Below are 24,625 nucleotides of genomic sequence, written 5' to 3' on the forward strand. Positions count from 1 at the left end.
ACATAGCGTCGAATTCCGGAAGGGTTGGCCATGCCTGGCAAGAGCACCGTCACCGTTCACACTGACCGTGAGACTCACCCCAGCCGCGCCGTGGCGCCGCCCATCTACCAGACGGCCGCGTTCTCGGCCGAGGACGCGCACACGTTCGCCGCGGGCGCCGTCGAGCCGCGCGGCAAGGACTTCTACACCCGCTTCGGCAACCCGAACCATGCCCAGGTCGCCGCCGTCGTCGCCGAACTCGAGAGCACCGAGGCGGCGATGGTCACCGCGTCCGGCATGGCAGCGATCACCACGGCCGTGCTCGCCCTGGTGTCCGCCGGCGACCACGTCATTGGACAGAAGTCCATCTATGGGGGCACCGCGTCGGTGCTGCTGAACCTGCTGCCGCGCCTGGGCGTGTCCACCACGCTGGTGGACCAGAGGGACCCTGAGGCGTTCGAGAATGCCCTCACCCCCAAGACCCGCCTGATCTTGGTGGAGTCCCCGAGCAACCCGCTGCTGCAGATCACCGACCTGCGCGCTGTCGCCGACCTGGCCCGGGCGCACGACGTGCTGACCCTGGCGGACAACACCTTCGCCACGCCTCTGAACCAGCGGCCGGCGGACTTCGGCATCGACGTGGTCTGGCACAGCGCGACCAAGTACCTCAACGGTCACTCCGACGTCTCCGCCGGAGTGCTGGCCGGACCGGCCAAGATCCTTGACCGCATCTGGGACACCAGCCTCCTCACCGGCGCCACCCTCGGCCCGATCGACGCCTGGCTCCTGTTGCGTGGCATACGCACCCTGCCGCTGCGCATGCCACGGCACAACGACAACGGCCTGGCGCTCGCCGAGGCACTGAGCAAGCACCCGGCCGTGACGAAGGTGCACTACCCCGGCCTGGCAACCCACCCGCAGCACAAGCTCGCCGCCGACCAAATGAACGGATTCGGCGGAGTGCTCAGCGTCGAATTCACCGGCGGATTCGACATGGCCGACGCCTTCCTGGGACACCTGCGCTACCCCCGCCGCTCCGCCAGCCTCGGCGGCGTGGAATCACTCGCCGTGCACCCGGCGTCCATGTGGGCCGGAATGCTCAGCGACGACCAACTCACCGAAGCCGTGCCACCGGGCCTGGTGCGGCTGGCGGCCGGCACGGAGGACACCGCCGACCTGGTCGCCGACGCACTCGCCGCGGCCGACGCCGTACTTGCCCAAGCCGCAACCGCCTGAACGGCTGTCGTGCGATGCAGCGCACACGCCCCTGCCCACCCACCCCCACCGCAACGAGCCCGTGAACCACCCCGAAGTGAAGGAGCCCCCATGAAGATCCTGCTTTCCGGCGGCACCGTGGTCAGCATGGACCCGTCCGTCGGCGACCTCGGCCGCGGTGACGTACTCATCGAAGACGGCGTCATCTCAGCCGTGGCCGAGCGCATCGACGCCCCGGACGCCGAAGTGATCGACGCGAGCGACCGGATCGTCATGCCCGGCTTCGTCGACAACCACCGCCACGCCTGGCAGACCGCGTTCCGCGGCATCGGCGCCGACTGGACCTTCCCCCAGTGGGCCGCCGCCATGCACGGCACCCTCAAGCCCCACTACACACCCGAGGACGTCTACGCGGGCACCCTGCTCGGCCGGCTGGAGGCCCTGCACTCCGGCGTGACCACGATGCTGGACTGGTACCACGTCGCGCAGGGGCACGAGCACGAAGACGCCGCCATCGCCGCACTGCGCGACACGCCGGGACGCTCCATCTTCTGCCTCGGTGCCGGATGGGGCAGCCCCGACCCCGTCGACGACGACATCCGCCGCGTCCGCTCCGGCCTCACCGAAGACGGCCTGGTCACCATGGCACTCGGGCTGCGTGGCCCCGAGGCCACCAGCATCGACACCGTCGCTCGGGAGCTGAAGCTGGCGGACGAACTCGGCCTGCGCACCAGCCTGCACATCGAAGCCGGCGGCACGATCACCACATTGCGCGAACACGGCCTGCTGCAGGCAACCACCACGGCCGTGCACGCCAACGGGATCAGCGACGAAGAACTGCGGACGCTCGCCGACGCCGGCGCCTCGCTCTCAATCAGCCCGGACGTCGAGCTGAAGATGGGCTTCGGATCGCCGATGACTGGCCGCGCACTCGCCGCCGGCCTGCGCCCGACCCTGTCGATCGACGACGTCCCCTCGGTCGGCGGCGACATGTTCTCCACCATGCGCACCGCCTTCGCCGTACAGCGCGGCCTGGACGGCAGCCTGCGCTCCCGCGAACTGCTGGACTTCGCCACCATCGACGCTGCCCAATCATGTGGCCTCGACGCCCGCACCGGCAGCATCACCCCCGGCAAGGACGCCGACATCATCCTCTTGCGCACCGACGACCTGACCGTCTTCCCGGTCACCGACCCGGCAGGCACCATCGTCAGCGCCGGCCACCCCGGCCTCGTCGACGCCGTCCTCGTCGCAGGCCGCATGGTCAAGCGCGACGGCGTACTGGTAGACGTCGACCTGCCGGCGCTCAGGACCCGCCTGCTCGCATCACGCGACCGGATCGCCGCAGCCGCCGGCGTCCCGCTCGACGGCACCTGGAACCCCCTGCCGTAGGCGGAGCAGGAGCAACTGGGGCACGGCGCCGCTGGAGTTGAACAGAAGAACTTGACAGGGAACTGTGCTCCTGCGAGCACTGCACGCTCATCTCCGGCTCGCCAGCGATGTCGTGGGTCGGGTTCCGCAAGGAGGAGCTGACCTGGACCGGCCCCGGAGGCGAGCCGACCTGGTATGCGACCTGGCCGAGCCTGCACCGCGGCTTCTGCTCACGCTGTGGGACCCACCTCGTCTCCGTCGCAGACGACTCGGCAATGATCATGGTGACGATCTTCAGCCTCACCGAGCAGAGCGGCCTCGAGCCTGTCGGACACAGCTTCCGCCAAGTCGCCGCGCCGTGGATGACCATCACCCTCGCCCCCGACCCGCTTCACCAATAGGGCCGCCCCCCGTTCCCCGGCAAGTTGTTGATGCCCACCTCCCGCTCGTCACCGGACAGGAGTTGGCTGCTGGTTACATTCACAAGCCGGGCAGCGGCTACGGTGCTGTTGTGGTGATCAACGGGGAGGACACGGCATCCGGGACCGCGCTGTTGATCGCGGCAGCCCCGGCCGGCAAGGGCTGTCTCATCGACGCAACCAGTGTCCTGCCCACGCTCGCGGCGGTCCCGCCCAGCATCCTGACCGGCACGACGGCGGCCACCATCATTGAACTCGCCGACCCGACCGACCCGCAGACCGTCCTCACCCGCATCCGCGCCGCGGCCGCCGCACCCGGCCCACTCTCCCTCTACATAACCGGACAACTCCACCTCGACCACAAGCAACGCCTGATCCACCTCGCACTCGCCCGGACCACGCCAACCACCCTGCGCTACACCGCACTGCCCTGGCACTGGCTGGCCAGCGAACTCAAACTGCGCCGACCGGGCACCACTACCGTCGTCACCGATATGGTCGCCACCCCAGACGCCTGGCAACAGCTCCGTGCCGAGGGTCTCGTCCGCGGCTATGGAATCCGCGTATACGGCCGGATCACCCCGCCGCCGCCCCGCCGCCGAATCGCAGAACCGGCCTACCTGAAGGCCCTCGCCACCACCTGGCGCAGCGGCATCAACCCGCCGCTCGCCCAGCTCCACGAACAGGCCGCCGCCCAGGCCGGCCCCGACGACGCGTCACTCGCAGCCTTGTGGGAGGGGTGGGCTCTGCGGACCTACGGCGCGGGCTCCGCGCAGGCCACCCACTGGCTGGAGGTCCGGGCCGACCTCGCTCGCATAGCCGACGACCCGGCGCGCAGCTGCGAGTTGTGGATGGCTGCCGCCGACGCCCGCCTTGCCCGGCAACACCCCCGGACGACCCCGCCGTAGAAGGCGCCGTGGACCGCGCCCACCACCAGTGGCAGGAACTTCGCGACCCGCAGCGGGCCCGGGAACTCGGTCCGCCTCTGGTCTCGTTGCGGCGCCACGTTCCTGGCCGGCGCTCCGGGGCGGTCGAAGCCGTCCAGCGCCGTCTGGAACTGCTGCACACCATGTCCCCGGTGGGAGGGGCCCGACGTGCGGCATCCTGACGAGGGACCGTCCCTTGGCTTTGTCAGCGAGTTTCGAAAGTGCCTGTAGCTCAGCCGCGAGAGCACCTTCTTCCACGGGAGAGTGATGTTGCTGAGTTCAGGGTGTCGGCGGCTTCGGTGAGCGTGATCGCCGGGTTGTCGTCGAGGAGTTCGGCGATCCGGGGCAGGATCATGTCGCCGCTGCCCGTGCGGCGGCCGCCGCGGCCACCGCGGCCGGGCCGGGATGCCTTGAACTCACGGACGACGCGGCGCGGCCAGTGCTCGGTGCCGCCGTCGCCGGCCGGGACCAGGACGACGTGCTCGGTCAGCTTCGGGTCGCTCTTGTACTTGTTCCAGCTGGCCGCGGACATGCCCAGCTCGGCGGCGGCCTCGTGGCGGTCCAGCAGGTCCTCGTCGGCGTCGGCCGCCGGCAGGGCTGGGACGGGCTTGCCGGCGTGGAAGGCGGCGGTCTGCTCGCTGTACACACCCCAATAGTGCCGCCCCCTTCGGGGCTCACCTTGGTTGAACTGTGGATCGTAGGGCCACGAACGAGCGGCGGTGCGCGTCCCACTGCTCAACATGTCTCCATCCCGCAGTTCGTGCTTCGCGCAGAAGTGCGGTGATGCCGATTTTGGCCCACGGGAAGTGCTGGCCGTGCACGCCGGTCTGGCTCTCAAGCGTGACCAGGAACCGCTGGTCGACGTCGAGCGGGGAGAGTTCTACCAGGAGAAGGCCCTCAGGCTCGACGATCTCTGCCACGCGTTCGAGGAGTTTCGCAGGGGCGCCGCCGATGCCGATGTTGCCGTCCATGAGCAGCGCGGTACCCCATCGGCCTTCGTCCGGTACGGGGTCGAAGACGGAACAGTGCAGGGCTGGTCCGCCGTTGCCTTGTGTTCGGTTGATGGCTGCCGGGCTGACGTCGATGCCAAGCACGGTGTGGCCCAGCTCCCTGAGGGCGGTAAGCATTCGTCCCGGTCCGCAGCCGATGTCGAACACTGCTTTCTCGCAACGTTGGAGGACGGTCATGTCGTCCTCGTTGGCGGGCTCACACCATCGCTCGACGTCCAGCGGGATCAGCTCTCCGTCCGTGCGGCGCAGGAACAGGGGGCCACGGCCGGAGTTGATGGCGTCGGCAAAAAGTCCGTTGTGCCAGGGGCTGGGCGCGATGCCTTGTGGTCCTCTCCTACTCGTAGCGCGGCCGCCTTCAGCCGCGGGCCCATCTGCGCGCATAGCGCACCGGGAGCGTAACGGGCTGCCCCGCGATTGATCGGGGGTGTGCCGTGACGTGACGATGGCCGCGCGGGTTCTTGAGGTGTGAAGATCAAGCAGGCCCGCGCGGCCATGGCCCATCCTGCCTTCTGCGGCGTCTCGCGCCAACATCTCGGCGAGTTGATCGAAGAACTCGCGCCACGCTGGGAAGCGCGCTGTGAGTCCGGGCGGCATGACCGGCGCCAGGCCAAGCGTCGACGGGAAGCCGGGGCCGGGCCGAAGTACGAACTCGTCTTCACCGACCGGGTATTGGCGACCCTTGTCCACCTGCGGACCGGACTGACCCACCAGGCCCTGGCCGTCATCTATGAGGTCGACTCCTCCACTGTCGGCCGGGCGATCGGCGAGATCCGTCCGCTGCTGGCCAAGCGTGGGTTCGCCGTGCCTGACCGCCCCGGAGTACGGCTGCGCACGCTGGAGGACGTGTTCGCCTACGCGGAGGCCGAGCAGGTGACGTTGCGGATCGACGGGATGGAGACCCAGGTCCGCCGCCCGCAAGCGAACCGTCCCGGCCGACGGGCGTTCGTCTCGGGCAAGCGGAAACAGAACACCATCAAGACCACCACGATCAGCGACCACCAGGGCCGGACCCTGTGGTCGGGAGCCGAACGGCCGGGCCGGATGCACGACCAGACCGCCCTGCGCACCGAGGGCATCGCCGAGCAGTTTTACCAACATCCCGGCGTGAAAGCCGAGGTCGACGACGGATACCGGGGCCTGGCCAACGAGTTCCCCGGCCAGGTCTCGGCCCCGCCGAAGAAACCCAAGGGCCTCGACGATGACGACGCCCCGCTGAGCGAGCGGTACGGCTGGCGCGAAGCGAAACGCCGCCAGTCCTCCCGCCGGATTTGCGTCGAGCACGCCAACGCCGAACACCGCCAGTGGCGCCCTCTCCAGCGGTTCACCGGACGGCGCGAGACCTACGGCGAAACCCACCGCGCTGTCGCGGCCCTGGTCTCCGACCGTGCTGCCCAGCGGGCCACCCAGCGCAAGCCCAGCACCGAGCTCGTGCTCGTCCGCACCACGGCCTGCTGAATCATCCACCAGCCGAACCTCCAGGCCAGCACGACCCAACATCAATCGCGGGGCAGCCCGTAAGTGTCCTTACTCAGCGGCCCGCCGCGTGTCTGGCGCCTCAGCCGGGCGGTCGGATCGCGCCTGCGTCCCGGATGCCGCAGGAGGGATCTTCGGTTCCGTCACGGTGCAAGGATGCGACCGTTCGCGTTGTGCGTCCGCGCCCCACACTGCCGCGTCACTCGATCATCCGAAGAAATACATAAGCGCGTCCCATTTATGTCTAATGTGCGTTTTGGCTGATGGTCTTTAGCTCCGTGAACGCACAGGGAATTCCATGGGTGACTCGCACGGCAAGGACGAACCTCCACAGGAAGGCACGGCTGCGCCGAGCTCTGACGGCCCGGACCGGCGTGTCCAGGGCGGGACCACGGAGCCGCAACGGAAGGCGCCGCCTGGGAATCCTCAAAGAGCGGGTGGTCCCGCGCCGACGGCAGGGCGTGGGGACAGCGGCAGCGGGCAGAGCAGTACCTCCGCGGGCGGGACGCCCCGCGAGCGGGAAACGGAAGGCCGTCCTGCAGGACCTGTCAAAGCCTGCCCTCCGGCCCCAGGCCGGGCCGGGCAAGGAATCCGCCCCGTGAGCATGTGCATCGGACCACTCCCCCAGCAGCGCGTGGTCCCTGCCCAAGCTGCAAGCCAGCCATGAGTACGCGCCCGATTGGTGACTACGCGCTGCTGTCGGACTGCCATTCAGCCGCGCTGGTCGGTACGGACGGGTCGGTGGACTGGCTGTGCCTCCCCCGATTCGACAGCCCCTCCGTCTTCGGCCGTCTGCTCGACGAGAATGCAGGCCACTGGTCGATCCGCCCGCGCGGTCCGAGCGAGGTCAGCCGCCGCTACGTGCCGCAGACCCTGACGCTGGAAACCACATTCCGCACACCGACCGGAACAATGGTCCTGCTCGACACTCTTGCCATGGGAAACCGGGAACGAGGACACGCACTCGGGGCATCCTCGCCCGGCATCATGCTGCGTCACGTCACCTGCACCGCCGGCTCAGTGACCGTGGAGACCAACTTCGCACCGCGACCGGAGTTCGGCCTCATCCACCCGGTACTCACCGCTGTGCGTGGCGGCCTCACCGCCAGTGGTGGCGCTCACCGGCTGGTGCTCTCCGCCCCGCTCCCGTTGACGACCGACGGATCGACAGCGCATGGCCACATCGTCCTTCGTGCCGGGCAGCGGCTCGGGTTAGCACTGCAGTCCGCCTCCACCTGGGGGGACAAGGAACCAGCCCCCTGGCGTGCTGGCCGCATCCGCCGACGCCTCAGCGACACCATCAACGGATGGCGCTCGTGGACACGAGCGCACCAGGGCTACCAAGGCCCCTGGCAAGACCAGGTCGCCCATAGCGGACGCGTACTCCAAGCCCTCACCTTCGCTCCCACCGGAGCCATCGTCGCCGCCCCCACCACCTCACTGCCGGAATGCGTCGGCGCCGACCGCAACTGGGACTACCGCTACACCTGGGTACGCGATGCCAGCTTCACCCTCCAGGCGCTGTCAACCTCCGCCTGCAAGAAGGAAAAGGCCGCGTACTTCGGCTTCCTCGCACGAGCCGCGGCGACCCAGCTCCAACGCGGCGTGGACCTCCAGGTCATGTACGGGATCGGGGGCGAAAGGGACCTGAGCGAACGCACCCTGCCACACCTGAGCGGCTGGCGCAGCAGCACACCGGTGCGCTCCGGCAACGACGCCTGGCGCCAGCACCAGCTCGATGTTTACGGGGAACTGCTCGACGCAGCGCACCAGACACTGCCCCACGGCGAGTGGTTCGATCCGCCCATCCGCACCTTCCTCCGCCAAGCAACCGAGACCGCCGCCCACCGCTGGAGCGAGCCCGACCAGGGCATCTGGGAAGTGCGCGGGCCCAGTCGGCACTTCCTCTACTCGAAACTCATGTGCTGGGTCGCGCTGGACCGCGCCATCAGCCTCACTCCCGCCCTCGGAGCGACTCCTGCAACCGTCACAGCCTGGCAAGACACGCGTGAAGAGATCCGCACGGCCATCGAAACCCGAGGATGGAACCCGCACCTGGGCGCCTTCACGCAGTCGTTCGGCTCCAGCGAACTCGATGCATCAGCACTCGTGATTCCCCTCGTGGGATTCCTGCCCGGCGACGATCCCCGCGTCCGCTCCACCGTGACGGCGATCGCCGACCAGCTCACGGATGCACGCGGGCACGTACGCCGCTACCTCACCGATGACTTCACATCCGAAGAAGGCTCATTCCTCCTATGCACCTTCTGGCTCGCCCACGCCCTGGCGCTCACTGGGGAAACCACCCGCGCCCGCAAAGTTTTCGAATCTGCCCTCACCTGCGCCAACGACGTCGGCCTCCTCGCCGAGGAAGTCTCCCCCGCAACCGGCGAAGCACTGGGAAACTACCCCCAGGCTTTCAGCCACATCGGCCTGATCAACACCGCACGAGCCATCCACCAGGCGGAGAACACACGCATCAGCCAGACAGATCGGTGAATCAACCAGGCGCGGGCTGCCGAACTCCGGTCGCGGTGCGAAGTTGGTCTCCACGGTCACTGAGCCGGCGGCTGACCGACCCTGTCGTCACCCCAGCCCGCCTCGCCGGCGACGAAAAACGCGAGGAGCAGCTGCGGGGTGAGCGGATGGGGGCGCTGCAGGCCGCGCCGCTGGAAACGATGGCGGTCCATGACCTGCAGACCACCATCACCTTCCATCACCGGACCATGAGGCCTCCGCCTTCGCGAAGGGGCTGCCCAGGGTCGCGCAGCGGCTGCATGCGTCGGATCCGGAACGGTACCCGGAATGTGTGTGGGCGAATTGGCTGTGCGGGGAGCACGAGACAGACCACCGACGCCAGGTACTGGGAGACTTCGGGCGCCGGGCCGGGCGGGCCGTGCTTTCAGACTGCCGAGTCCTGGGGGGGCCGCCCGTTGGGACGTTCACCCGTAGTGGGCGCGCCGCTCCCCCACGGTTGTTGCGTAGGGGAGCGTCGTCGTCTCCGGCAGTTCCGCCGTGCCTGTCAGCGGCCTACGGGCTCCGGGTAGCGCTGGCGGCGCCGGTCCGGGTCGGCGACGCCGATCTCGAACTTGCGGGATGTCGCACATATGCGCGCACGCGTACGCGCGCGAGGAGGACCCGTCGAGCCTCACCGGTCCCGGCGGGTGAGCACGGCGAGCCACCGCACCAGCCCGGTGTGCACGGCCGCGAGTGCGAGCAGGCCGAGGCCCATGTCCCAAGGGGATCCGGTGTCGAAGCCGTCCCCGCCGCAGTCGACGAGGAGGTCCAGGAGCAGCCCGGCCAGCAGCCGGGCGTACAGCTCCTGCCAGGGCCGGGGCGCTGAGGTGCGAGCGGATCGAGCGGTGGGGCAGGTGGTCCTTGTTAGTTCATGGGCCGGACCGTCACACCCGAAGCGGACACCCCCGCCGAGCCGAGGACGACGTGGGAGAGACTGGAGCGGCCCGGCGGCGCGCCCTGCGTCCGGCCGATGCTGCCGCCGCCGGGCCGCTCCCCTACTACTGGCGGGCTTCGGTGCTCTCCCGGATCGCCGCGGCGACGTCCAGCAGCGCGTACGCGACGGCCGCCAAGCCCTCCCCGATCGCGTCGGTCTGCTTCTCCTCGCCCTCCCGGCCGGCCGCCGAGTCCGCCCTGCTCTCCGCGTAGTCGCCCCACACACTCTTGTCCGGCATCCTCGCCCCTCTCCCCTGCCGCCGGTCCGTCCGGCGGGCGCCTGCACCCTCCCCCTCCGGGACCGGGGTGAACCGCCCGGGGCCGGGAGGCCGTCGAATCCGCGCCAGCCCATGTGTTGGTAAGGACGGCTGTTGGTGAGGGGTGAGTAGCCCTCGGGGGCTGTCGTAGCGGGGTGCGACAATCCGTCCGTGTCCGAGGAGCTCTCGCGTTGGTATCGGGGTCGCCTGGTGGGCGGTCCGTTCAGGCCGTTCGACCCAGGCGAGTGCGTCGCGCTCGAACGGGAGATCGGGCTGCCCCTGCCACCCGCGTACCGCTCGTTCCTGGAAGCCGCTGGCGGGGAGAAGCTGGACTACTCGGTCCACCTCCCTGCCTGTGAACCAGAACCGGTCCAGGGCTTCGACGGCCTCTACCAGTTGGGCCGTGACGACGCCAGTGAGTACGGCTGGGGAACTCTCTTGGGCGAGTATCGGCGCAGTCGCGACGGGTGGCTCGCTGAGAACGTGCCCCTGACCGGCCTGCTGCCCATCGCCCGCAACGGCGGAAGCGACACCCTCTTCCTGGACCTGAACCCGGCCACTCGTGGCCAGCTCCATGCGTTCGTCCATGCCATCGCCTGGCCGGGGTATTTGGGCAGCCATGTCTTCACGAAGGTCGCTGACGACTTCGACGCCTACCTCGACAGCCTGTTCATCGACCCCGATATGGCGGAGGACGCCTGGGCCGATGTCGCCGACAGCGATCCCTCGGATCCTTGGCGGAGGACCGTCGAGGAGTGGCTGGACAAGGAACTGCCAGGCTGGCGTGCTGAAGTCTGGGCCACGACCTGATCTTCAGGCGCTCGCCTCAAGCGTTTTCGGGTCCCCGAGGACTTCGCAGGGCTGCGTAGCCCAGGTAGTCCGTTCCGGCTCGCTCGGCATAGCCCATCGCCGTCTGAGGGTCCATGCCAAGGGCGTCTGCCAGGACGGCCGGCGGGGCTTGGCGGACCATCTGGATCCAGGCTCTGGAGCGCGTGGCCATGGCCGGGAACACCAAGGCCCACTGTCTCTCACACCACTGCCACGAACCCGAGAGATCGCAGGCAATGCTCCCGGCAGGACTCGAACCTGCGGCCAGACGCTTTAGAAGGCGCCCGCTGTTTGCTCAGAACAGCGCCAGGCCCTCACTGCTGGTGTCCGCGATGACTGGCCGAAACCGGGTGGGGAGGCCATCCAGGCGGTCGGGTCCGGCCGCGGCGGCAACGGCAGGGGCGGTCTCGGCCAGCCAAGTGCCAAACCGCTCGGCGGCTTCGCGGTAGGGGACTCGCGCCAGGACACGGTGCTCGCCGGAGGGGCAGAAGTCGACGGCGACAGTGAGCAGGCAGGAACGGGGCGTGTTCTGGCTGCCCGTCCAGGACACGCGCAGCGCGCCGCAGGGTTTGCGTGCGCGGGAGCCGCGGGGGTCGCGGTGGGTCGGGCGCAGTGATCGGCAGGCTATGTGGGCGGTCCATGCGGCGAGGTGGGGCAGTGGGAGGGTGGTGCGGGTGCGGCAGCCGGGGCAGCGGTGCCAGTGGTGGAGCCAGTCGGCCGTGTGGGTGTGGAAGAGGCGTGTGTAGTGGTTGGCCACGCGGATGTCGTTGCTGTAGAGGTGGTCGGGGCGTTCTTGTGTGTTGCAGGAGTGGCAGACGGGGGCGCGGACGTAGCCGTGTTCGTGGCAGTGGTCGAGTACGGCGGCGGGTGCGGTGCGGCAGATGGCGCAAGTCCACCCAGCCACCTTGCGGGAGGTGCCGGGTTTCCTGCTGAGTACCGAGTACAGGTGGCCTTTCAGTTCCTCGTTGTACGGGCGCAGTGGGGCGGTTGGGCAGTGGGGGCTCGTCGTCTGCCGGCCGTCGGCGGCTCGGGCCTGCCAGTGGTGGGAGGGCGACTCGGTGGCGGTTGCGCTTGCCTGGCGGGTCCGTGCGGCTTGCAGCCACTGCGTTTCGGTGTGCTCGGCCGCGTCCAGCAGTCTGACCACGGCGCGCGGCAGCCACCATGTCCGCGCCGTCCGGTCGCGGGTTTCCTCCACGAGTATCCGCCGCCAGTCGATCCCCGCCAGATGGTGCGGCCGGCCGCCTTCAGGTTGTGCTGCCCGCTCGGGGTCGCCCAGCTCCTGCAGTTCCCGGGTGATGCGCTGGCGCCATCGCAGCGGCGTTTTCTCGTTCTGCTTCTGCTTCTGCGCGCTACGGAACGGACCGATGCGGACCAGGTCCTGGCGGTCCATCTCAACCGCGTTCAGTTCCGCTGCCGCCCGGCGCACCTCAGTCTCCGGAACACTCCACTGGCCGCCGCTTACCTTCACCGTCACCACCACACGGCCGCCGAGTAGGACGTAGCCCGCCTGGGCATTGGCAGGAGAGCAGGTGAACGCCGCAGAAGCCGTCGGCACAGCGCTGCCGGCCGTCAAGCCGGCCCACAGAGCGTCCGCGGCACCAGGAGTGATCAGGCCGCCCGTACGGCCCGGGATGACACGCTCTGACATACCGACAGGCTAACGGTCGGTCTCCGCAGCGCCGCCCGCATCGCCTCCGCATCTGTGGCCTCGACGACCGCGCGCGACCCCAGACCCACTGCGGCATTGGCGGCCGGGACCAGGTTCGAGGCCGCCGCCCACCGCCAGGCCGCAACCGGCACCTTCAGCCGGCCCGCTGCCTGGTACCCGTCGTACGCCTCACGCATCACGACCACTCCGTTCTCACATCGCTGCGACCTCTCGTTTTCGTGTCAGTACGCGACCTTCACGTATACCGCCCGGTGACAGTACCGACACCCCCGATCTCTCATCTCATGACAGTGGCAGCACGTACGGCGAGCCCGACGTATGGCTCACTGTCTAGGACGGCCTTTTTTGGCCCCGGGGTAACGGGTTGTTTTGGACCCGGGTGAAGAACGGATTGTTTTGGCCCCATCTAGGAGTCATTGAGGCGGGATGCACTCGTTTGGAGTAATGCCGGATTGACCCGGGTTCGTGGCCGGGATCACGCTGTGCGGGTTGTCAGCTGGCCGTGTCAGGAGGCCGGGTTTTGCAGCGTGTTGAGTTGTTCGAGCGGATTCGTCGTGACCGAAGGCTGGAGGACGCCTCGGTCCGGACTCTTGCTCGGCGTTACGGAGTGCACCGCCGGGTGGTGCGCCAGGCTTTGGACAGTGCATTGCCACCTGCGCGGAAGCCCATCGAGACGCGCCGGTCGGTTCTTGACCAGGGCAAGGGCTGGATCGACGAGATGCTGCGGGCGGATCTGACCGCGCCGCCGAAGCAACGCCACACCAACAAACGGATCATGGACCGGCTGCGAGACGAGTACGGATTCCCCGTCGCCTACAGCACCCTCAACGACTACCTGCGAGTGCGCCGGCCGCAGATCCGTGAGGAGGCTGAGCGTTTCCGGATGCTGACGGAGGGCATGGTTCCGCAGTTCCACCGGCCCGGCGAGGAGGCCGAGGTCGACTTCGCCGAGGTCTGGGTACGGGTCGATGGCAAGCCGATGGCCTGCCAGCTGTTCACGCTGCGGCTGTCATATTCGGGCAAGGCGGTCCACCGGGTGTTCTCCACGTCCGGGCAGGAAGCCTTCATGCAGGGGCACGTGGACGCCTTCCGGATCCTGGGCGGTTATGTGGGTGACAACTCTTCCGCGATCTCGTGTTCCCGGTCAGGATGGTCGCTCCCGTCGAGGAGCTCGGATGGCCTGGCAGCCGCAGTTGGTACGACGCGTCGATGCCGCAGGGAACCCCACGGCATCACTCGGGCACGCCCTGGTCGACGACTACCTGGAGTTCGTGGCCGCCCGCTGCCGGCCGAACACCCTGCTGGCCACCGCCTACGACCTGAAGGTCTTCTTCTCAGTGGTGCCCAAGGAGCCGACCGACGTCGTCACCGCGGACATCTTCGCGTTCATCACCGCGCAGAAGAAGCCGAGGCGAGGACCGAAGGTCGTCCGGCTCGAAGACGGTGAAGCAGGACTCTCGGCCCGGACCATCAAGCGCCGACTTGCCAGCATCTCCGGGCTGTTCGGCTACCTCATGACCCGCGACGACCTGGCCATTGATCGCAACCCGGTGCCGACGGGGCTGGCCAACCGCCGCCGCAGCGGCAATCGCGGGGCACCGCTCCTGCGCACGCCCCGAACCCTCCCGCGCGTCCTCGGACCGAACGAGGTCGAATTGGTCCTCGGTGCGCTGAACACCGCACGGGACCGGGCCATGGTCCTGGCCATGTTGCTGGGCGGACTGCGCCGCTGCGAAGTCCTCGGTCTGCGCCTGGGTGACCTCTCACCGGGTGAGCGTCGGGTCTTCATCAGCGAGGGCAAGGGCGGCCACCAGCGCCTGATACCCATCTCTGCACAGTTCTTCAGCGCGGTCGGCGACTACCTGGACCGCGAGCGTCCGCCGGTCGGGCACGACCGGCTGTTCGTGGTGTTGCGCGGGCCGACCCGTGGCCGGCGGCTCTCCGCCGACGGCCTGGACGAGATCCTCGACGGCGTCCGGAAGCGCACCGGACTGCCGAAGTTGACCTGCCACCAGCTCCGCCACACATGCCTGACCCGGCTGCGGGAGGCGGGCATGGCCCTGGAGGCGGTACAGGCTCAGGCCGGCCACCGTTCCATCGAGTCGACCCGCGTCTACATCCACCTGGCGAACAGCTGGCTCGTCGAGCAGTACCTGGAGGCAAGCGCCGCCATCGACGCCGACCGGGCGGAGTCCTGATGCGCCGAGCCCGCGCCGCTGCCCTGCCGATCGTGAACCCGGACCTCGTCGAGTGCTACCTCGCCCACCGGGCTGCGCAGGGCATGGGCACTGATCACAAGGTCCGCTGGGGAGCTCGGGCACTGCTCGCCCAAGTCCCTGACCTGGCCGACTTCTGCCGCCTGCCGCTGGAACGCCAGCTCGCCTTCAACCACGAGACCCACCGGTTCATCAGCTGGCTCTCGGTGACCGGACGCCTGCAGCCCGGAGCGGACTACCTGGTCGCCCGGCGCCCGCGACTGGGCATCGTCCTCGCCCGCACGGAACCGGAACTGCATCTGCGGTTCATGGAGACCGCCCGCGCGCTCGGTTTCCGCGACACGGTCGCCATGACCCAGTTCAACCTGCTCGCCCACTTCATCGCGCTGTTCGGCAAGCAGCCGGAAGAGCTGCAGCAGAGCGACTGGGACGAGGGTCGCCGCCTACTGCTGGAGGCCGCCCGCCGCATCCCCAACCGCGGCGTCAAGGCGCTGTCGACCGCCCTGTTCAACCTGGAAGCGACCCTGTTCCACTGCGAGTTGAGTGATCAGCTCCCAAGGCGACGGTCCCCGGACCGCGCCGACATGCGGGCCCGAGAGTGGGCCCGCGTCCCGCCCGGGATGACCGACACCATGCACCACTATCTGCAGCAGATCGCCGGAACCGTGCGGCCGGGCACCGTGAAGAACGCCGAGCTGACACTGCGGGAGTTCGCCCTGCTGGTCGCCACCCAAGACACCACCGTGACCCGCGTCGCCGAGCTCAGGCGAAGGCACGTCGAGCACTATCGGCAGTGGCTGCTGGAACGGCCGGCCGCCCGCGGCGGACCGCTGCACCGGCACACCGTCCGCGACCGCCTCAGCAAACTGCGCGGCTTCTTCCGCCGCCTGGACGAGTGGGACGCCGCCGACCGGCCACCCCGCCAGCTGGTGTTCGACAGCGACTTCCCGATCGCGGACGAGCCGCTGCCCCGCTTCCTCGACGACGCCGCTGCCGCCAAGCTGCTGGCCGCCGCCCGCCAGGATCCCGATCCGTTCGCCCGGCTGGGCATCGAGATCCTCGCCCGCACCGGGATGCGCCGCAGCGAGATGCTCGGCCTGACCATTGACGCGGTGGTGCAGATCGGGTCCGCCTACTGGCTCCGTGTCCCGGTCGGCAAGATGCACACCGACCGCTACGTTCCCCTGCACCCGCAGTTGAAGACGCTGCTGGACGACTGGCTGCTGCACCGGCCCGAGGGCCTGCGCTCGAACCTGCTGTTCACCGACCACGGCCGCCCGGTCAACGCCTCCCGCATCGAGGCCGCGGTCCGCAAGGCGGCCGAGAGGGCAGGGCTGGGCAGGGTCACCCCGCACCAGCTCCGCCATACTCTGGCCACCCAGGCGATCAACCGGGGCATGTCCCTGGAAGCCATCGCCGCACTCCTCGGACACCGCTCGTTGTCCATGACACGTGTTTACGCCCGGATCGCGGACCGGACCGTCGCCGACGAGTACTTCGCCGTCTCGGAGAAGGTCGAGGCCCTCTACGACGCCCCGCGCCAGCTGCCCGCCGACGCCGAGGGAACGGAGATGGCCAAGCTCCGGCGGGAGATGCACCGCCGGATGCTCGGCAACGGCTACTGCGCTCGCCCCGTCGAGATGGACTGCCACTTCGAATCGATCTGCGAGTCCTGCACGTTCTTCGTCACCACGATCGAGTTCCGGCCCACCCTCAAACGCCAGCGAGACGACGCGGCGGCCAAGGGACAGGTCGCCCGCGAGCAGATCTTCGACGGACTCCTCAGCCGACTCGACGGGGAAGCGTCCTGACCTCCTCCTGCCGAGGGCTGATCTCGCTCAGCTCGATGGCTGAGGCAGAAGTCGGATCACGCCCACCGAGGTGTCCTCGATGGGTGAGGCATGGACGGCGCGGACCATCCAGCTGCCGGGCGGCAGGGCGACGGGGGCCTGCTCCGGCATGCCTCCGCCGTTCGGGTACTCGACGCTGAGCTCGGCTCCGGCGGTCACGGAGTCCATGAGAACCGCTGGGCCGTCCGTCTCCCAAATGCCGTACTCCTCCCACATGGTGGTGGAGTCGGCGAGCACGGCCCGGGCCGCGGCGATCAGGTCGGCCTCGCTGTTGGCGCCCAGCCAGCGAACGAAGGCCTGGTGCTCCGGCAGATAGAAGCTGCTGGCCGGCTCGTCCGCCAGGACAAGTCCCTGGGCGCCCTCCTCGCCGACGGCGATCACGCCGGCCAGACCCTCCACCTCGCAGGCGCGGTCGTAGTCGTCCAGAACGTCACCGCTGCCGACGACCATCCCCGACTGGGTGCAACCATGCCACTGGGTCAGCGCGGAAACCGGCACTGCGATCAGCGGGCCGCCCATCGACTCGACCCAGGTGCGGGAAGGCTCGGCCGAGCCGGCTGCGGTGGAGGGGAACGGCGTCATGACGCCAGTATCCCCGGGGCCTCTGACAACGAGCCGTCAGGCTGCCCACGCAAGCCATCTCTTGACACCAAGACCCGCATATTAGAGGTGTCCCGACCCGGCACATCCGTTACGACAACCTCAAGCCGGCGGTCTCGCAGGTCTGCTTCGGCCGGTCGCGGGTGGAGTCGCAGAGGTGGGTGGCCTTCCGGTCGCACTACGGATTCGACGCCTTCTACTGCCGTCCCGGCGTCGAGGGCGCCCATGAGAAGGGCGGCGTCGAGCACGAGGGCGGGCGGTTCCGCCGGTCGCACCTGGTCCCGGTCCCCGAGGTCGACACGCTCGCCGAGCTGAACGAGAAGATCGAGCGGATCGAGATCGACGAGGACGTCCGGCACATCGACAACCGGCCCACCTCGGTGGGCTTCGACTTCGACTATGAGGCCCCATTGCTGGCCCCGTTGCCGTTCGAGGACTTCGACATCGGGCTGACGCTGACGCCGAAGGTCGACAAGACCTCCCGGATCACGGTCCGGCAGAACAAGTACTCCGTCCCGGCTCGCTTCATCGGGACAAACGTCCGTGTCTCGTTGCGGGCGGACGAGGTCTGGGTCTTCGAGCGCAACGAGCTGGTGGTCCGTCATCCGCGTCTGGCGGGCCGCTACGGCTTCCGCGACCTGCTGGACCACTACCTGGAGATCCTGCGGCACAAGCCCGGCGCCCTGGAGCACTCCACCGGGCTCGCCGCGGCCCGCGAGAGCGGGCAGTTCACCGCGACGCACGACGCGTTCTGGGCGGCGGCCGTCGAGTCGCGGGGACGCTCGGCGGGGACCAGGGCCCTGATCGAGGTCCTGCTGCTGCATCGGCGGCTGCCCGACGAGGCGGTCGTCGCGGGCATGAAAGCGGTCCTGGAGGCCGGTTCGGTCTCGCCGGACCTGGTGGCCATCGAGGCCCGCAAGGCGGTTGCCGCAGCGGGGGGTCCGCCGCCGGTGGTCATCGCCCCGCACGCCGCCGTGGTGACGGTGACGGCGGAGCCCGACACGGCGGAGCCGGAACCGGATTCCGCGCAGGTCATCTCGCTGCCGCAGCGGCGGCCTGTCCTGCCGCCGGACTCCCGGCCTGAACCATCGCTGGCCGCCTACGGCCAGTTGCTCTCTATCCAACCGAAAGGCTCAGCATGACGCAGAGCACCACCCCTGCCCCTGCGACCTCGGGGCGGTGGGGTTCCTTCGGCCTGCCTGCTCAGCGCGGGCCGAACCCCTCGGACACGATCGACGCGGCCTGCCGGACCCTGGGCCTGTCCGGGGTCCGTTCACGCTGGGACGAGTTCGCCTCCCAGGCCCTGCGCGAGCAGGCGTCCTACGCGGACTTCCTGGCCGACCTGCTGGAGAGCGAGTGCGAGGACCGTGACGCCCGCCGCAAGGTCCGCCGGGTCAAGGAAGCCAACTTCCCCCGCCCGAAGCGGATCGAGGACTTCGACTTCTCGAAGAACCCGAACATTCCGCAGGAGGTGATCAACACCCTCATGCAGCCCGCCTGGGTCCAGGCCGGCAACCCGCTCTGCCTGATCGGTGACTCCGGCACTGGCAAGTCGCACCTGCTGATCGGGCTAGGCACCGCGATCGCTGAGGCCGGCGGGCGCGTCCGTTACACCACCGCGGCGAACCTGGTGAATGAGCTGGCCGAAGCCGCGAGCGACAAGCAGCTGGGCCGCACGATCAAGAAGTACGGCCGGGTGGACCTTCTCTGCCTGGACGAGCTCGGCTACGTCAAGCTCGACCGGCACGGCGCCGAGCTGCTATTCCAGATCTTCACCGAGCGCGAGGAACGGCACGCGATCGCCGTCGCGTCGAACAGGCCGTTCACCGAGTGGGACCAGACCTTCACGGACAAGCGACTCTGCCAGGCCATCGTCGACCGGCTCACCTTCGAAGCCCACATCATCGAGACCGGCACCCAGTCCTTCCGCCTCGCCAGCACCACCGCCAAGCGCAAGGCGGCGGCGGCCTGAGAACCTGCCGGCCGGGGGCAAGGACTCACACCTTCGCCCCCGAGCCTCGGCCCTCACGAACACACAGCTGCATCGCCGAGTGCTGCACGACTACGCTGACGTCATGTCACCGTCAGACTGGACACGGCTCACCGAAGCGCGGGGATGGCGCCGACTGGGAATCGTTTGCAGCCACGTCATCAGGCGTCCCTGTCCTGATCATCGCCCTCGCAGGGCTGGCCTTCCTCATCACCAGATTCGGCAAAGACTTCCCCGTGCTCTATGGCATGACCCCTCTGGGCGCCGTTCTGATCTCCAGGAGCATGGGCCGCTACCGTGTGGCCGATCCCGCTGACGAGATTGGCGATAAACCCCCAAGCTAAGTAGCTGTTGTCGTTCCGATCTTGAGCGGTGTCCGTCGAACGGGAGTCTCGATTGGGTGGTCGCGGGGCGCTGGGCGCATACGAGCAGGGCCTCCTGAACAGCTCGTTGGTGTCGAATCACCGAGCAACAGGAGGCCCGCCGCTCCGGCAGTTCCGGGAGCTCCTTCTCAGGCTGGCCGCCGACGCCTTCTGCCGTCCCGCTGCGAGCCGTGGTCGAAGTACCTGACGGTTGATTCAGGATTGGAACCCGGCCGCTGAGCACCGCCGCCACCGACAACAACGCTGTGCGCCCTGCGCCGAGGACAGCGGAGTGTGCAGCCGGTCCTCATGGCGCAGCTCACGGATACGCATCCGGACGCTGCTGGGCAATGTGGTGATGGTTCATCGGAAAAGTCTTGTTCGGTGCATGGCGGATTGCCGCCATGCCATGCATCCGCCACGCGTTGCTTCTTGCTGCGGTGGCGGGTTGCCGCGCCAATGGTGGACCGGCGGATGAATGCCATCCGCTGTCGACCGGGAACCAGTGCACGGGTCGACCCCAGCTCTACATGGGAGTCACACGTTGCCCACTTTGAGGCAATCGAGACCAGTCGCGCGGAGGATATCCGCGCGGTTGGCCGTACTGACCGCGGTGGCCGTGGCCGTCATGGGGGCGGGCTTTCCCGCCGCCCAGGCCGCCACGGACAGCGCGGCCGCGGCTTCGGGCACCTCCGCATCAGCGGCCGGTCCTGGGGTGGAGCAGGTCTGCAGCACGCCCAAGAAGGGCGAGTTCAGCTGCTTCGCCCTGCGTCGTACCGACATCAAGGGCGTCAAGGGCGTCCAGTTGGCGGCCGCCGCACCGAGCGGCTTCGGCCCCGCTGATCTGCAGAGCGCCTACAACCTGCCGGCGGACGGTGGCGCGGGCCAGACGATAGCCATCGTCGACGCCTACGACAATCCGAACGCCGAGGCGGACCTGGCTGTCTACCGCCAGCAGTACGGCCTGTCCCCGTGCACCACCGACAACGGCTGTTTCCAGAAGGTCGACCAGCGTGGGGGCACCAACTACCCGGCCCCGAACGCAGGCTGGGCGGGCGAGATATCGCTGGACCTTGACATGGTCTCCGCGGCCGCCCCCAATGCCCACATCCTTCTCGTCGAGGCCGACAGCGCCGGCTTCGCGGACATGGGTGCGGCCGTCGACCAGGCCGTTGCCATGGGCGCCAAGTACGTGTCCAACTCCTACGGCACCAACTACACCAGCACGCCGGGCAGTGGCGAGGACTCGTCCGAGCTCCTGCTGGACGCCCACTACAACCACCCGGGTGTCGCCGTGGTGGCCTCCTCCGGCGACAGTGGCTATGGCGTCTCCTACCCGGCGGCCTCGCAGTATGTGACCGCGATCGGCGGCACCGCCCTGAAGCGGGACACCGCCACCAGCCGCGGCTGGTCCGAGTCGGTGTGGAACAACGTTTCAGGCGGCACGGGCTCGGGCTGCTCGCTGTACGAGCCCAAGCCGGCCTTCCAGACCGACACCGGCTGCCGCAAGCGGTCCGTCGCTGATGTGGCCGCGGTCGCCGACCCGGCCACCGGGGTCGCGGTGTACCACACCTACGGCGGCTCCGGCTGGGCCGTCTACGGCGGCACCAGCGCCTCGGCGCCGATCATCGCGGGCGTGTACGCGACCGCAGGCACCCCCGTCACGGGCAGCTACCCCAACTCGTACCCCTACCAGAACTCCCAGAACCCGTCGGCGCTCAACGACGTGACGACGGGCGCCAACGGCAGCTGCAACCCGGGCTACTTCTGCACCGCCGGTCCCGGGTACGACGGCCCGACCGGCCTGGGCACGCCCAACGGCACCGCAGCGTTCCGCAGCGGCCCGCACGGCAAGGTCTCCGGAACCGTCACCGACACCTCCGGCGCGGCCCTGTCCGGCGTCTCCATCGCCGCCGGCGACTACCGCGCGACCACCGACGCCAAGGGCCACTACAGCCTGGTCGTGCCGCCCGGCACCTATGACGTCACCGCCTCCGCCTACGGCTACGCGACCAAGAAAACCACCGGGGTCACCGTCCTCGACGGCGGCACCCTGAACGCCGACTTCGCCCTGGCCGTGGTGCCCAGCCGGACCGTCACCGGCAAGGTGACCGACGGCTCCGGCCACGGCTGGCCACTGTACGCCAAGATCACCGTCGACGGTGTGCCAGGCGCACCGCTGCACACCGACCCGTACACCGGCGCGTACAGTATCGAGCTGCCGCAGGACAGCACCTACACCCTGCACATCGACGCCCAGTACCCCGGCTACCAGCCCGTCACCAAGCAGGTGACCGTCGGCGGCTCGGCGCAGACCGTGGACGTCGCCGTCCCGGTGGACGCAAAGGCGGCCAGGGCCCCCGGCTACGCGGTCAAGCTGACCGGCCCGACCGAGCCCTTCGACTCCACCACGTCCGCTCCCGAGGGCTGGAGCGTCGTCAACGCCGATGGCACCACCGGCGGCTGGGAGTTCGGCGACCCGGGCAAGCGGGGCAACAGGACCGGCGGCTCCGGCGGATTCGCCGTAGTCGACAGCTATTACTACGGCAGCGGCAAGAAGCAGGACAGCTCGCTGCTGTCGCCGGTCTTCGACCTGACCGGCTACGCCGACCCCAAGGTCGCCTTCGACACCCAATTCCTGACATTCGGCCAAGGCCTGACCGCCGACATCGACGTCACCACCGACGGCGGTGCCACCTGGACCAACGTCTGGAAGCGCACCGCCACCCTGACCGGCCCGAGCCACGTCGAGGTCCCGCTGACCGCCTACGCCGGGAAGTCCGGTGTGCAGCTGCGGTTCCACTTCACGGGCTCGGGCTACTGGTGGGCGCTCGATAACGTGTTTGTCGGTCAGCGCACCTACGAGCCTGTCCCCGGCGGCCTGGTCGCCGGTACCGTGACCGACGGCAACACCGGTGAGGCCATCGTCGGCGCCACCGTGGTCAACGGCGACGCCCCGCAGGAGAAGGCCATCACGGCCGCCACCCCGGACGACCCGGCGCTCGGCGACGGCTTCTACTGGATGTTCACCACCAAGACCGGCGACCACGCCTTCACCGCCTCCAGGCCCTACTACTCCGACCTGGCCAAGACGGTGAACGTCGCCCCGGACAGCACCACCCAGGCCGCGTTCGCCCTCAAGGCAGGCCGGCTCACCATCACCCCAGGATCCGTCAACAAGACCCTTGACTGGGGCAAGCAGACCACGCAGGACCTGACGGTGAAGAACACCGGCGGGGCACCCGCCACCCTCACCCTGGGCGAGCAGTCGGGCGGTTTCCACATGCAGGCCGCCGGAGGTGCGCCGCTCAACCTGGTGAAGGGCACCTTCTCGCCACTGGCCACCAAGGCCGACAAGGGCACCGGGACGCAGGCCCGGGCGAGCGCGGCGACCGCCAACGCGGGTGGCGATGCCTGGCAGCTGGCGGCCACCCTGCCGACCGGCCTGCAGGACAACGCGGTGGACGCCGGTGGCGGCAAGCTCTACTCCGCCTTCGGCTACACCGGTAGCGAGGACACCAACGCGCTGTACGCCTACGACCCCGGCACCGGCTCCTGGTCCCAGCTGGCCTCCGCGGCCGACACGCGCAGGGCCCCGGCCCACGGCTTCATCGGCGGCAAGCTGTACGCGGTCGGCGGCTGGGGCGTCTCCGGCAGCCCCGACGCCAAGCTCGAAGTCTATGACCCGGCCTCGAACGCCTGGACCACCAAGGCCCCCTCGCCCAAGCCGTACGCCGGTTCGGGCAGCGCGGTGCTCGACGGCAAGCTGTACGTCGTCGGCGGCTGCGCCACCAGTTCCTGCGGCACCAAGGACGTCACCGTCTACGACCCCACGTCCGACAGCTGGTCGCAGATCGCGCCCTACCCGGAGCCGGTCTCCTGGGCGGCGTGCGGCGGCATCGGCGTCAAGCTCTACTGCGCCGGCGGCGTGACCGACACCGCCTCTGTGAAGCATGCTTACGTCTACGACCCGGCGTACGACAGCTGGTCTGCCATCGCCGACCTGCCCATCGACCTGTGGGGCTCGGCGTACAGCTCGGCCAACGGCCTGCTGCTGACCTCCGGCGGCGTCACCGCACAGGGCGTCACCAACCAGGGCTTCGCCTTCGACCCGCGCACCGGCAGCTGGACCGCCCTGCCCAACGCCAACCTCGGCGTCTACCGTGCCGGCGGCGCCGCCGGCTTCTACAAGGTCGGCGGCAGCCCCGGCGGCAGCGTGACGCCGGTGGTCATCGTCGAGGTGCTGCCCGGCTACGACCAGGTGGGCTCCTGGGACGTCAGCTGGCTGTCCACCTCCCAGCAGAAGGTGACGCTCCAGCCCGGGGCGAGTACCACGGTCACGGTCACCCTGAACGCTTCGGTCCCCGAGATCACCCAGCCCGGCGACTACACCGCCGCGCTGACCGCCCGGACCGACACTCCGTACCAGAGCCCCGAGATCGACGTGACCATGCACGTCAACCCGCCGGCCAGCTGGGGCAAGTACGCCGGCACCGTGCTGGGCGCCGACGGCAAGGGCGGCACCGTGCCGCTCGCCGGGGCCACGGTCCAGATCAACGGCTCGGCGGCGAGCTACACGGTGCGGACGGCCAAGGACGGCACCTTCGCCCTGTGGCTGGACAGCCGCAACAACCCGCTCACCGTGACCGCGTTCAAGGACGGCTACCAGTCGATCACCACCAGTGTGAAGATCAAGAAGGGTGAGACGACGACCGGCAACTTCACGCTGAAGAAGGCCTCCTGACCGTGTCCCTCTGACCCACGCGGGCCGGTCCTCCGGGACCGGCCCGCGTGGCACTCAGATGCCAACCGTCGTCCAGGAAAGCGGGGGGGTACCGCTGGCAGTTCACGGAAACGCATGCGGCCACGGCTGGGCAATATGGTGATGGTTAACCGGTAAAGTCCTATCTAAGGACGCAGCGGCGAACTGACCGGCAGCGGTCCCCTGCTGACAATCCTGCGAGCCCCTCTGTCGGCGTACCCGCCAACATGCTCAGCCAGGTACACGGG

General features: G+C 69.0%; 18 protein-coding genes and 1 pseudogene. 12 read left to right on the plus strand and 7 right to left on the minus strand.

The annotated features are described in order from the left end of the window. Positions 1-30 precede the first annotated feature (30 nt). The 4 genes and pseudogenes from OH809_RS00455 (at position 31) to OH809_RS00470 (ending at position 4,092) form a co-directional block, all read left to right on the plus strand. On the plus strand, positions 31-1,215 hold the full coding sequence (locus tag OH809_RS00455; RefSeq protein WP_406415312.1) for a trans-sulfuration enzyme family protein: 1,185 nt from the start codon (positions 31-33) through the stop codon (positions 1,213-1,215). Between the two features lie 90 nt (positions 1,216-1,305). After that, positions 1,306-2,586, plus strand: coding sequence for an amidohydrolase family protein (locus OH809_RS00460; RefSeq protein WP_406415314.1), 1,281 nt, complete (start codon positions 1,306-1,308; stop codon positions 2,584-2,586). A gap of 107 nt (positions 2,587-2,693) precedes the next feature. Next, positions 2,694-2,966, plus strand: coding sequence for a GFA family protein (locus OH809_RS00465; RefSeq protein ID WP_406415316.1), 273 nt, complete (start codon positions 2,694-2,696; stop codon positions 2,964-2,966). Between the two features lie 110 nt (positions 2,967-3,076). Next, a pseudogene (locus OH809_RS00470) lies at positions 3,077-4,092 on the plus strand (hypothetical protein). 50 nt (positions 4,093-4,142) lie between these two features. Here OH809_RS00470 and OH809_RS00475 read toward each other — a convergent pair. Together OH809_RS00475 and OH809_RS00480 are read right to left on the minus strand one after the other, a co-directional pair. Further along, positions 4,143-4,556, minus strand: coding sequence for a hypothetical protein (locus tag OH809_RS00475; RefSeq protein ID WP_406415318.1), 414 nt, complete (start codon positions 4,554-4,556; stop codon positions 4,143-4,145). A gap of 28 nt (positions 4,557-4,584) precedes the next feature. Continuing rightward, positions 4,585-5,067 (minus strand): methyltransferase domain-containing protein, encoded by a 483-nt coding sequence (locus OH809_RS00480; protein WP_406415319.1) that lies wholly within the window; start codon positions 5,065-5,067, stop codon positions 4,585-4,587. A gap of 345 nt (positions 5,068-5,412) precedes the next feature. On the opposite strand from OH809_RS00480, the gene OH809_RS00485 reads away from it, so the two are divergent. Both OH809_RS00485 and OH809_RS00490 read left to right on the plus strand, forming a co-directional pair. Then, positions 5,413-6,375, plus strand: coding sequence for a transposase family protein (locus OH809_RS00485; protein ID WP_406424628.1), 963 nt, complete (start codon positions 5,413-5,415; stop codon positions 6,373-6,375). Between the two features lie 681 nt (positions 6,376-7,056). Continuing rightward, entirely contained in the window at positions 7,057-8,892 is a 1,836-nt protein-coding gene (locus OH809_RS00490; protein ID WP_406415321.1) for a glycoside hydrolase family 15 protein, read from the plus strand. Between the two features lie 56 nt (positions 8,893-8,948). Here the strand turns inward: OH809_RS00490 and OH809_RS00495 are convergent, their stop codons facing one another. Beyond that, positions 8,949-9,083, minus strand: a complete 135-nt coding sequence (locus tag OH809_RS00495; protein WP_406415323.1) for a hypothetical protein — start codon at positions 9,081-9,083, stop codon at positions 8,949-8,951. Positions 9,084-9,908: 825 nt separating this feature from the next. Further along, the gene (locus tag OH809_RS00500) at positions 9,909-10,082 is read right to left on the minus strand and encodes a hypothetical protein (protein ID WP_406415325.1); all 174 of its coding nucleotides are present in this window, start codon (positions 10,080-10,082) and stop codon (positions 9,909-9,911) included. 189 nt (positions 10,083-10,271) lie between these two features. Here OH809_RS00500 and OH809_RS00505 point away from each other — a divergent pair, with 189 nt between their 5' ends. Next, positions 10,272-10,910: an SMI1/KNR4 family protein gene (locus OH809_RS00505; RefSeq protein WP_406415326.1), complete on the plus strand. Its 639-nt coding sequence runs from the start codon at positions 10,272-10,274 to the stop codon at positions 10,908-10,910. 313 nt (positions 10,911-11,223) lie between these two features. Here the strand turns inward: OH809_RS00505 and OH809_RS00510 are convergent, their stop codons facing one another. Both OH809_RS00510 and OH809_RS00515 read right to left on the minus strand, forming a co-directional pair. Continuing rightward, positions 11,224-12,576: an endonuclease domain-containing protein gene (locus tag OH809_RS00510; RefSeq protein WP_406415328.1), complete on the minus strand. Its 1,353-nt coding sequence runs from the start codon at positions 12,574-12,576 to the stop codon at positions 11,224-11,226. After that, complete coding sequence (locus tag OH809_RS00515) at positions 12,537-12,773, minus strand: hypothetical protein (protein ID WP_406415329.1); 237 nt, start codon at positions 12,771-12,773, stop codon at positions 12,537-12,539. Before OH809_RS00515 ends, OH809_RS00510 begins: the two co-directional genes overlap by 40 nt. Positions 12,774-13,772: 999 nt before the next feature. Between OH809_RS00515 and OH809_RS00520 the strand changes: the two genes are divergently transcribed. Continuing rightward, complete coding sequence (locus OH809_RS00520) at positions 13,773-14,795, plus strand: tyrosine-type recombinase/integrase (RefSeq protein WP_406415331.1); 1,023 nt, start codon at positions 13,773-13,775, stop codon at positions 14,793-14,795. Next, on the plus strand, positions 14,795-16,624 hold the full coding sequence (locus tag OH809_RS00525; protein ID WP_406415333.1) for a tyrosine-type recombinase/integrase: 1,830 nt from the start codon (positions 14,795-14,797) through the stop codon (positions 16,622-16,624). Before OH809_RS00520 ends, OH809_RS00525 begins: the two co-directional genes overlap by 1 nt. Positions 16,625-16,651: 27 nt before the next feature. Here OH809_RS00525 and OH809_RS00530 read toward each other — a convergent pair whose 3' ends face one another. Beyond that, positions 16,652-17,245 carry an Imm21 family immunity protein gene (locus tag OH809_RS00530; protein ID WP_406415335.1) on the minus strand — a complete coding sequence of 198 codons (594 nt, stop codon included), beginning with the start codon at positions 17,243-17,245 and terminating at the stop codon, positions 16,652-16,654. Positions 17,246-17,424: 179 nt separating this feature from the next. On the opposite strand from OH809_RS00530, the gene OH809_RS00535 reads away from it, so the two are divergent. The 3 genes from OH809_RS00535 to OH809_RS00545 all read left to right on the plus strand — a co-directional run bounded on the left by OH809_RS00535 (position 17,425) and on the right by OH809_RS00545 (position 24,359). Beyond that, positions 17,425-18,405 carry a Mu transposase domain-containing protein gene (locus tag OH809_RS00535; protein WP_406415336.1) on the plus strand — a complete coding sequence of 327 codons (981 nt, stop codon included), beginning with the start codon at positions 17,425-17,427 and terminating at the stop codon, positions 18,403-18,405. Next, positions 18,402-19,235, plus strand: coding sequence for an IS21-like element helper ATPase IstB (istB, locus tag OH809_RS00540; protein WP_406415338.1), 834 nt, complete (start codon positions 18,402-18,404; stop codon positions 19,233-19,235). Before OH809_RS00535 ends, istB begins: the two co-directional genes overlap by 4 nt. A 975-nt stretch (positions 19,236-20,210) precedes the next feature. Then, positions 20,211-24,359 (plus strand): carboxypeptidase regulatory-like domain-containing protein, encoded by a 4,149-nt coding sequence (locus tag OH809_RS00545; protein ID WP_406415340.1) that lies wholly within the window; start codon positions 20,211-20,213, stop codon positions 24,357-24,359. The last annotated feature ends 266 nt before the right edge of the window (positions 24,360-24,625 follow it).

Source organism: Streptomyces sp. NBC_00873 (assembly GCF_045207415.1).
Taxonomy (GTDB): domain Bacteria; phylum Actinomycetota; class Actinomycetes; order Streptomycetales; family Streptomycetaceae; genus Streptomyces.